The sequence below is a fragment of the Arthrobacter vasquezii genome (genome assembly GCF_029455255.1).
Taxonomy (GTDB): Bacteria; Actinomycetota; Actinomycetes; order Actinomycetales; family Micrococcaceae; genus Arthrobacter_D; species Arthrobacter_D parietis.
Genome location: NZ_JAROKN010000078.1, coordinates 1 through 9,840, shown reverse-complemented (window position 1 = coordinate 9,840; position 9,840 = coordinate 1). Strand labels below are relative to the sequence as shown.

Annotated in this window: 5 protein-coding genes and 1 pseudogene; 5 read left to right on the top strand and 1 reads right to left on the bottom strand. The window is 64.3% G+C overall.

The window, feature by feature from the left end; all coding sequences use genetic code 11:
* From P4U43_RS16555 to dxs, 4 genes are all read left to right on the top strand, one after another.
* Positions 1-1,522, top strand: a 1,522-nt coding sequence (locus tag P4U43_RS16555; protein WP_277359713.1) for an APC family permease, incomplete at its 5' end; no start/stop codon positions are given.
* Complete coding sequence (locus P4U43_RS16550) at positions 1,519-2,820, top strand: class I SAM-dependent RNA methyltransferase (protein WP_277359712.1); 1,302 nt, start codon at positions 1,519-1,521, stop codon at positions 2,818-2,820. The genes P4U43_RS16555 and P4U43_RS16550, both read left to right, overlap by 4 nt.
* A gap of 171 nt (positions 2,821-2,991) precedes the next feature.
* Complete coding sequence (gene acnA / locus P4U43_RS16545; RefSeq protein ID WP_277359711.1) at positions 2,992-5,787, top strand: aconitate hydratase AcnA; 2,796 nt, start codon at positions 2,992-2,994, stop codon at positions 5,785-5,787.
* Between the two features lie 174 nt (positions 5,788-5,961).
* Positions 5,962-7,935: a 1-deoxy-D-xylulose-5-phosphate synthase gene (gene dxs / locus P4U43_RS16540; RefSeq protein WP_277359710.1), complete on the top strand. Its 1,974-nt coding sequence runs from the start codon at positions 5,962-5,964 to the stop codon at positions 7,933-7,935.
* Between the two features lie 15 nt (positions 7,936-7,950).
* Here dxs and P4U43_RS16535 read toward each other — a convergent pair whose 3' ends face one another.
* The gene (locus tag P4U43_RS16535; protein ID WP_277359709.1) at positions 7,951-8,580 is read right to left on the bottom strand and encodes a vitamin K epoxide reductase family protein; all 630 of its coding nucleotides are present in this window, start codon (positions 8,578-8,580) and stop codon (positions 7,951-7,953) included.
* 412 nt (positions 8,581-8,992) lie between these two features.
* Here P4U43_RS16535 and P4U43_RS16530 point away from each other — a divergent pair.
* A pseudogene (locus tag P4U43_RS16530) lies at positions 8,993-9,840 on the top strand (hypothetical protein); the annotation flags it as partial.

Below are 9,840 nucleotides of genomic sequence, written 5' to 3'. Positions count from 1 at the left end.
GGGCGCCGTCGTCGTTCTGGTGCTTGTGAACCTGCGGGGATTCACACGGGACGCACGGGTCCTGGCCGTCCCGTCCTATATCTTCATGGCGGCGATCCTCGCGCTCTGCGTGGCCGGGATCGTGCAGCGGCTCTCCGGGACGCTGGGGGAGGCGCCGAGTGCCCGCTTCGAGATCATTCCGGATCCGGCGTTCGAGAGCGGTCTGGTAGGACTGGCCGGAGCGCTGCTCATCCTGCGGGCGTTCTCCTCGGGCGCGGCTGCGCTGACCGGCGTGGAGGCACCGAGCGCAAACGTGCCGAGTTTCGAACCGCCGCGCGGCCGCAATGCAGCGAGCACGCTGCTCGTCCTGGGCGTGGTCGCGTCGGCGATGACGGCGGGGGTTATCTACCTGGCGAACGCGACCCGCGTGCATGTGGTGCAGAATCCGTCGGAGCAGCTGCTGCTTGGTGGTGAACCCGTGGGAGGCTCCTACGTCCAGAATCCGGTGATCAGCCAACTTGCCAGAACCATCTTCGACGGCGGAAGCCTGCCGTTCATCGTGGTTGTGTCAGCGACTGCGCTCATCCTCCTGCTGGCCGCGCACGGAGCGTTCAACGGCTTCCCGGTGCTGGCATCGATCCTCGCCAAGGATGGATACCTTCCACGTCAGCTGCGTACCCGCGGCGACCGGCTCACCTTCAGCAACGGCATCATGGCGCTCGGTCTCGGGGCCATTGCGCTGATCGTTGTCTTCCGGGCGGACGTCACCCAGCTGGTGCAGCTGTACATCGTCGGCGTCTTCGTCTCCTTCACCGCCACCCAGCTCGCGCTGATCAAGCACTGGACCCGGGAACTGCGCAGCACCGTCGACAAGAAGCACCGCCGGCAGATGAACAAGTCCCGCGCCATCAACTCGATCGGATTTGTACTCACCGCCGCAGTGCTCGTGGTGGTCCTGGTGACCAAATTCGAGTTCGGAGCCTGGATCGCAGTCCTTGCGATGGTGGTGCTCTTCGCGGTCATGCTCAGCATCAAAAAGCACTATGACCAGGTGGCGCGTGAACTTGCGATCGACGACGCCGCCTCCGCCCGCGCCCTGCCCTCACGGGTCCACGCCGTCATTCTCGTGTCGCATGTGCGCAAGCCGGTCCTGCGCGCGCTGGCCTTCGCCCGTGCGTCCCGCCCCTCAAAACTTGATGCGATCGTGGTTGATGTCGACGCCGAAGAGACCCGCCGCACGCTCGAGGACTGGGACCGGCTCGAGCTCCCGGTGCCGATCACCGTCCTCGCCTCGCCCTACCGGGACACCATCCAGCCGATCATGGACTACATCAAGTCCATGCGGCGGAATTCGCCGCGGGACCTCATTGTGGTCTATATCCCGGAATACGTCGTCGGTAAATGGTGGGAGCAGCTGGTCCACAACCAGACCGCGCTGCGCATCAAGACCCGGCTGCACTTCGAGCCGGGGGTTATGGTGGCAAGCGTGCCATGGCAGTTGGCATCCTCCGACGCCGCCCGCGAATCCCAGGACCTCAGGTGACCCAGAACCCAGAACTCGAACTAACCATCGGTCCGCCCGCCCACGGCGGGCACTGCGTTGCCCGGCACGAGGGCAGGGTGATCTTCGTGCGCCACGCGCTGCCCGGAGAGGTGGTGAAGGCACGCCTGACCGAGCACGACGACGACGCCCGCTTCTGGCGCGCGGACGCCACGGAGGTGGTCCAGTCCTCTTCCGACCGCGTGAACCACCCATGGCCGTTGGCTGACGCCGGCCTCGCCGGACTGCGCGGCACCCGTCCGGTGGGAGGCGCGGAATTCGGTCACATCGACCTGTCCGCGCAGCGCCGTCTGAAGAGTGAAATCTTCTCGGAGCAGCTTGCGCGCCTTGGAAAGATCGAGCGCGACATCACCGTCGAACCGGTTCCCGATGAAGCGCCGGACGGGCTGGGATGGCGCACCCGGGTGGGTTTCGCCGTCGATCCAGACGGGCATCTTGCCATGCATGAGCACCGCTCGAACGTGCTGATTCCGGTGGCCGATATGCCGCTGGCCGTTCCTGCGATCAATGGCCTGGCGCTCTGGAACCTGGACTTCAGCGGCCTGGATGGAGTGGAAGTCGCCGCGGGGTCCGGGGATGATGAGCCGCTGGTGCTGCTCAAGACCCGACAGGATCGGCCTAACCGCAGGATCCGGGCGGTAGCTGAGGAAATCCAGGGCGCGTCGGTGGCGGCGTGGAACCCTGAAACGGGCTCGCTGACGCAGCTCCGCGGTAAGACCTGGGTGCGTGAAACCGTTGGAAACCATAGCTTCCGGGTCACCGGAGAGGGCTTCTGGCAGATCCACCGTAGTGCCCCGGCGGTCCTGACAGCGGCGGTGCTCAAGGGCCTCGATGCAGCGCCCGGCCTGCGGTTGGCGGATTTGTATGCCGGAGCGGGATTGTTCACCGCAGCGCTCGCGGAACGCGTCGGTGAGGCGGGTTCCGTCCTCTCCGTCGAGGGATCATCGGCAGCGAGCCGTGACGCGCGGAGGAATCTCCACGGGCGTGCCCACGTGGATATCGTGCAGGGCAAGGTGGAGAAGGTGCTGCGTGAGCGCCGGCCGCATCTGGACGCCGTCGTGCTGGATCCGCCGCGGGCCGGTGCAGGCAGGGAGGTCGTTCGGGCCATGACCGGAACCGGCGCAAAGTCGGTGGTGTACGTATCCTGCGATCCGGCTTCCTTCGCCCGCGATGCCGCCTACTTCACGGCGGCGGGATGGAGCCTTGAATCCCTGCGCGTGCTTGACCTGTATCCGCACACGCACCACATGGAGTCGGTGGCAGTCTTCCGCGGAGAGTGAGCGCTCGATCGCTGCATACCGATAGGATGAAAATGTTGTTCCGCGTGGACTTCGCGGCCTTATGATCGACGCGAAAACCCGACACCTGCTCCTGCTGGAGTCTTAGGTACTCCTAACTAGCAGCTCGCGCCCGCCGGAACAAGGATAGAAGACGGCGAGAGGAGTCCTGACATGAGTAGTGTGGACAGCTTCGGTTCCAAAGGCGTACTAGACGTCGCCGGTGCCGAATATGAGATTTTCCGGTTGAATGCAGTTGAAGGCGCCGAGAGCCTTCCGTACAGCCTCAAGGTTCTGCTCGAGAACCTGCTGCGCACCGAGGACGGCGCGAATATCACTGCGGATCACATTCGCGCCCTCGCAGACTGGGACGCAGACGCCCAGCCGAGCACCGAAATCCAGTTCACTCCGGCGCGCGTCCTGATGCAGGACTTCACCGGCGTGCCCTGTGTCGTGGATCTGGCCACCATGCGGGAAGCTGTCAAGGAGCTCGGCGGAGATCCGGCGCGCGTCAACCCGCTCGCACCTGCTGAAATGGTCATCGACCACTCCGTGCAGATCGACGTCTTCGGCAATTCCGAGGCGATCGAGCGCAACATGGAGATTGAATACGAGCGCAATGGCGAGCGTTACCAGTTCCTGCGCTGGGGCCAGACCGCCTTTGATGACTTCAAGGTTGTTCCCCCCGGAACGGGCATTGTGCACCAGGTCAACATCGAATACCTGGCGCGTACGGTCATGACCCGCGAGGTAGACGGTACGCTGCGTGCCTATCCTGACACCTGCGTCGGCACCGACTCCCACACCACCATGGTCAATGGCCTGGGCGTGCTGGGCTGGGGCGTCGGCGGCATCGAGGCCGAGGCCGCGATGCTTGGCCAGCCCGTGTCGATGCTGATTCCACGCGTCGTCGGCTTCAAGCTCACCGGCTCAATCCCGGCCGGCGCAACGGCAACCGACGTAGTTCTGACCATCACGGAGATGCTCCGCAAGCATGGCGTCGTCGGGAAGTTTGTTGAGTTCTACGGCGAAGGCGTTGCAGAGGTTCCGCTGGCCAACCGCGCCACCATCGGCAACATGAGCCCGGAATTCGGTTCAACGGCCGCCATGTTCCCCATCGACGACGTCACGCTCGAGTACCTGCGCCTCACCGGTCGCTCCGAAGAGAGTGTCGCGCTCGTGGAGTCCTACACCAAGGAACAGGGCCTCTGGCATGACCCCTCGCGTGAGATCCGTTTCTCGGAGTACATCGAGTTGGACCTGTCCACCGTTGTTCCTTCCATCGCAGGGCCAAAGCGGCCCCAGGACCGCATCGCCCTGACGGACTCCAAGGAGCAGTTCCGCAAGGACATCCACAACTACACCGGTAACGCTGATGACGCAGCGCTGGACGAGGCGCTCGAGGAGTCTTTCCCGGCCTCAGACGTCCCTGCCATGACGTCCACGCTCAAGCATTCCGCTGCAGCATCGGCAAACGGACGGCCGTCCCGGCCGGTCAAGGTCAATATGGCGGACGGGCGGGAATTCATCCTCGACCACGGTGCAGTAAGCATCGCGTCGATCACCTCGTGCACCAACACCTCGAACCCGTCAGTGATGCTGGCCGCGGCGCTGCTCGCCCGGAATGCCGTGGACAAGGGCCTCGCTTCGAAGCCCTGGGTGAAAACTTCCGTGGCACCCGGCTCGAAGGTTGTCACCGATTACTATGACAAGTCCGGGCTGACTCCGTACCTGGAAAAGCTTGGCTTCTTCATCGTGGGCTACGGCTGCGCCACCTGCATCGGCAATTCCGGTCCGCTTGAGGAGGAAATCTCCAACGCGATCCAGAACAACGACCTCTCGGTTGCTGCAGTGCTCTCGGGCAACCGGAACTTCGAGGGCCGCATCAACCCCGACGTCAAGATGAATTACCTCGCGTCGCCGCCGCTGGTCATTGCCTACGCGCTGGCTGGAACCATGGACTTCGACTTCGAGAATGATCCGCTCGGACAGGACGAGTCAGGCAACGACGTCTTCCTGCAGGACATCTGGCCGAGCCCCACCGAAGTGCAGCAGGTCATCGATTCCTCGATTGACGAGGCCATGTTCTCAAAGGGCTACGAGGGAGTGTTCGACGGCGATGACCGCTGGAAGGCGCTCGATACCCCGGAGGGCGACACCTTCGCCTGGGCGGAGGACTCCACCTACGTGCGCAAGCCTCCGTACTTCGAGGGCATGCAGGCCCAACCGGAGCCGGTAGCGGACATTGAGGGAGCCCGCGTGCTCGCCAAGCTCGGTGATTCCGTCACCACCGACCACATCAGCCCCGCGGGATCGTTCAAGTCCGACAGCCCGGCGGGCCGTTACCTCCTCGAGCATGGCGTAGCCCGTAAGGACTTCAACTCCTACGGATCACGCCGCGGCAACCACGAGGTAATGATCCGCGGCACCTTCGCAAACATCCGGCTGCGCAACATGCTGCTCGATGGAGTAGAGGGTGGCTTCACCCGCGACTTCACGCAGACCGGTGGACCGCAGGCCTATATCTACGATGCCGCGATGAACTACCAGGCCGCAGAGACACCGCTGGTTGTCCTCGCGGGCAAGGAATACGGTTCAGGGTCATCGCGTGACTGGGCTGCCAAGGGCACTGCGCTGCTCGGAGTCAAGGCCGTCATCGCAGAAAGCTACGAGCGTATCCACCGGTCAAACCTCATCGGTATGGGTGTGCTGCCCCTGCAGTTCCCTGCCGGTGAAAATGCTGCAACGCTCAAACTGACCGGAACTGAGACGTTTGCCATTGAGGGCGTCACCGAGCTGAACAACGGCAACTCGCCGGCAACCGTCAAGGTGACCGCCACTCCGGAAGAGGACGGTAGTCCGGTCACCTTCGATGCTGTCCTCCGCATCGACACGCCGGGTGAAGCTGACTACTACCGCAACGGCGGAATTCTGCAGTACGTCCTGCGCCAGTTGGCAGCAGCGTCCTGACCGAGCCCCCGTCCATGCAAAACACGCCGTTCCCGGTATTGGGAGCGGCGTGTTTTGTGTTGCACCGGCGGCGCGCGACGGCCGCGGGCACGGCTGGGCGGCAGGCCGCGTTAGAGTTAACAGCGTGTGAGAACGCACCGGTGCCGTGAATCACAAGTAGCAGAAGGAGGCGCGATGGGACTCCTGGAGACCATCCACAGCCCACAAGACCTCACCAGGTTGTCAGGACAGCAGCTTTCCCGCCTGGCAGCGGAGATACGTGCCTTCCTCATCCGTACCGTGTCGCGAACCGGCGGCCATCTGGGTCCCAACCTGGGCGTTGTCGAGCTGACAATCGGCATTCATCGGGTGTTTGACTCCCCTCGCGACAGCATTGTTTTTGACACCGGGCACCAGTCCTATGTGCACAAACTCCTGACCGGACGTCAGAATTTTGATTCCCTGCGCCAGCAGGGCGGGCTCTCGGGCTATCCTTCCCGTGCTGAATCAGTCCACGACGTCGTTGAAAGCTCGCACGCCTCGGCGTCGCTTTCATGGGCGGATGGCATCTCGCGGGCGCGCGTGTTGAACGGCGAGGAGGATCGCACTGCCGTTGTCCTGATCGGCGACGGTGCCCTGACCGGCGGAATGGCCTGGGAAGCGATCAACAACATCGCCGCTGACCAACGGCGCCGGGTCGTGATTGTCGTCAATGACAACGGTCGCTCCTACGCACCCACAATCGGCGGGGTTGCTGACTACCTCGCCTCACTGCGGCCAACCCTTGACACGGTGCGTACCCACCGCGTGTATGAGGGCACCCTCGACTGGTGGAAGCGCAAGCTGCAGAACGGCGGTACAGTGGGCCGCTTCGCCTACAAGAGCCTGCACGCCACCAAGAAGGGCGTGAAGGACTGGTGGGCGCCCCAGGGCCTCTTCGAGGATCTGGGCATGAAATACATTGGCCCCATCAACGGTCATGACCTCGCTGCGGTAGAGCACGCACTGACCCAGGCCAAAAACTATGGTGGTCCGGTCATCGTCCATGCCATTACCGAGAAAGGCCACGGCTACGCGCCCGCACGTGCCGATGAAGCAGACCAGTTCCACGCCGTCGGAATCATTGATCCTGAAACCGGCGAGCCGATCGGCGCCGGGGGAGTACAGTCATGGACCTCGGTTTTCGCCGAGGAAATTGCGGCCATAGCCGATGAGCGGCAGGACATCGTCGGCATTACCGGCGCCATGCTCATTCCGGTCGGGCTCCACAAGTTTGCCGCGAACCATCCGGACCGGGTGTTCGACGTCGGCATTGCGGAACAGCATGCTCTCACCAGTGCAGCCGGCATGGCTTTTGGCGGCCTCCATCCGGTGATCGGGCTGTACGCCACCTTCCTGAACCGTGCTTTCGATCAGCTTCTGATGGATGTCGCCCTCCATAAGGCGGGCGTGACCATTGTGCTGGACCGCTCCGGAGTTACCGGGCCGGACGGCGCGAGCCACCATGGTATGTGGGATCTCTCGATGCTGCAGATCGTACCGGGGCTGCATCTGGCGGCGCCTCGTGATGCCACCCGGCTTCGGGAGGAACTCCGCGAGGGGGTGGCCATCGGCGATGCACCCTCGGTGGTGCGTTACTCGAAGGGTAACGTCGGTGTCGAGGTTGAGGCTGTTGAACGGCTCTCCGACGGGGTGGACGTCCTTTGCCGCAGACCGGCCGGTTCCCGCCAGAATGATGTCCTGATTGTCAGCGTCGGAGCCATGAGCGAACTCGCGCTTGATGTATCCAACCGGTTGGGGGCCCAGGGGATCAGTTCCACCGTCGTCGATCCGCGGTGGGTATTGCCGGTGGCCCGCTCAGTCATAGAGCTTGCTGCCGAGCACCGCATCGTCGTCGTCATCGAGGACGGGGTGCGTGCCGGCGGCGTCGGTTCGCGCATTCGGCAGGAGATGCGCTCTGCCGGCGTGGATACGGCACTCAACGAGGTTGGCCTGCCGGTGGAATTCCTTGACCATGGCTCACGCAGCGAGGTTCTGGAGCGTGTCGGGCTGACTGCCCGGAAGGTTGCACAGGACACAGTGGAGCAGGTGCTCGGAACCAAGGTGCCCGTGGCGCGTCCGTTGCCCGGTGAGGTGCCTTCGGCCACGGGTCAGCTGCCTAAGCTCTAACCCGCCGGACACAGCTCAGCCGAGGAATGCCCGGGAAAAACTGAAGAACACAGAGGCCGCGGTCGCTACGAGCAGCAGCACGGTGAGCGGCCAGGCCCATTCGGCAAGGAACCGCCGTATGCCTCCGGGCGCCGGAAGATCTCCACGGATGATGTTCCGCGCCGTCAGCAGGACAGTCAGGACGATCAGAACTGCCCACACCGCCATACAGTACAGGCACAGGATGTGGATCACGAACAGCGCCTGGCTCCAAAGCCAGACGACAAAAATGAACCCGAGGCTGACTCCGATCTGCAGGCCGCGCCAGTACCAGCGGGCCGGACGCGCACCCGAGAACAGGACCATCGCCGTCGTGAGGATGATCGTGAAGGCAACAAGGCCGATCAGCGGATTGGGAAACCCGAACAACGCCGCCTGCCAGGTGCGGAACACCTCGCCGCAGGAGACAAACGGGCTGATGTCGCAGGACGTCACGTAGTTCGGATTCTCGTACAGCGCGATCCGTTCCAGGACCAGTTGCCCCGAGGCCAGAAAGCCGACGACGCCGCACACGGCCATCAACCACGCCATACCGCGGTCGCCGGCCAACGCAGGTTGAGTGCTTCCGCTCCAACCCGCCGGCTCTGTCCGGGCGTCCTCGGGCATGCGCCCCTCCTCGGTATCGCTGTGCCGGCTTGTTTGCCACCAGCGAGTCTAGCGGCCGGTACAGGCGGTGGTGATGGGCGTGTGAGACAATGAACGTGGCTGGTGCGGGAACCACATTCCGGTGCCGGTCCAGTGACAGGCTTCCGGTTCTGCCGGCGACGCTCCTGCGGATTTGGCACTTCATGGTGAACCCCGCAGAATCCGCCGGGCAGGACCCGCGCTGGTTTTCAGCGATCGGGCAGGAAAAGCGCCACTGGTCTTCGAGTGATGCCGCGCCCCATGGTTGGCGCGACCTCGAACGATACAATAACGACTTCCGGGTGGCGCGTGCACTCACGCCGCGGACACCCGACCAAGCGCCTCGCGGCGACGGAATGTGGACGCCGTTCGCGGGGGTGGAGCACAGCCGAATATGGATACAAACGCATCAGACACCTCAGAGGTCCTGACGGACACAGCTGAGCAGGAAGCGCCGGTGCTCAAGGCGCCGCGTACCCGCCGCAGGAAAAATGAGGACGTAGCTGAGCCTCCGGAAGCCGTACCGGCGGCCGCTGACGGTGAAGAGGCCGCGCAACCCGCGCGCCGCCGGACTTCCCGGCGGGCGTCACAGCCTGAGGTCAGCCTGCCCGAGTCCCCATCCCAGCCGCCGTCGGTCGGTTCAAACGCCGGTGCTTCCGGAACTTCTACTGACGCCCCGACCGGCGAAGCTGTCGTCGAAGAGGGCCAGTTTTCGAGCGATGCACCCGCAGCAGAAAAGAAGCCCGCGCGCACCCGGCGTACCCGCAAATCCGCGACCGATGTGAGTCCTGAGCCGTCCGCGGCCTCAGCGGAGGCGCCGGATGAGACCGGTTCCTCGCCGGAGCGGCCCGTCCGCCGTCGTCGTGTGGCAACGAAGGCAGCCACCGTGGAGGGGGCTACCGGAGGGTCGGCAGTAGAACCCCCAGCAGCAGTTGAGCCTGCTGCCACGGAAACTGTTGCGCCGGATGTTCAGTCTGCCGGTGCTCCCGAAGTGCCGGCGGCCGAAGAAGCTCCCCGCCGATCCCGCCCGACGCGCAGCCGTCGAGCAACACGCAGCGCGGGGCCTGCAGATGACTTCGCCGATTCCGGGAGCGCTGGAACGGGCGTAAGCCAGGACGCTCAGACTGCTGCCGGCGCACCGGAGGCTGCGCCTGCACCAGACGTTGCGGCCGACGAGGACGTCGCTTCCGCGGGAGCCGAAGAGGATGACCGTGCCGGCATGGCCCCCTTCGCCGGTCCGGA

Excerpts from the sequence above, each read along its gene's own strand:
- P4U43_RS16535 (WP_277359709.1), bottom strand. The coding sequence starts at position 8,580 with ATGCCCGAGGACGCCCGGACAGAGCCGGCGGGTTGGAGCGGAAGCACT.
- acnA (WP_277359711.1), top strand. The coding sequence starts at position 2,992 with ATGAGTAGTGTGGACAGCTTCGGTTCCAAAGGCGTACTAGACGTCGCC.
- dxs (WP_277359710.1), top strand. The coding sequence starts at position 5,962 with ATGGGACTCCTGGAGACCATCCACAGCCCACAAGACCTCACCAGGTTG.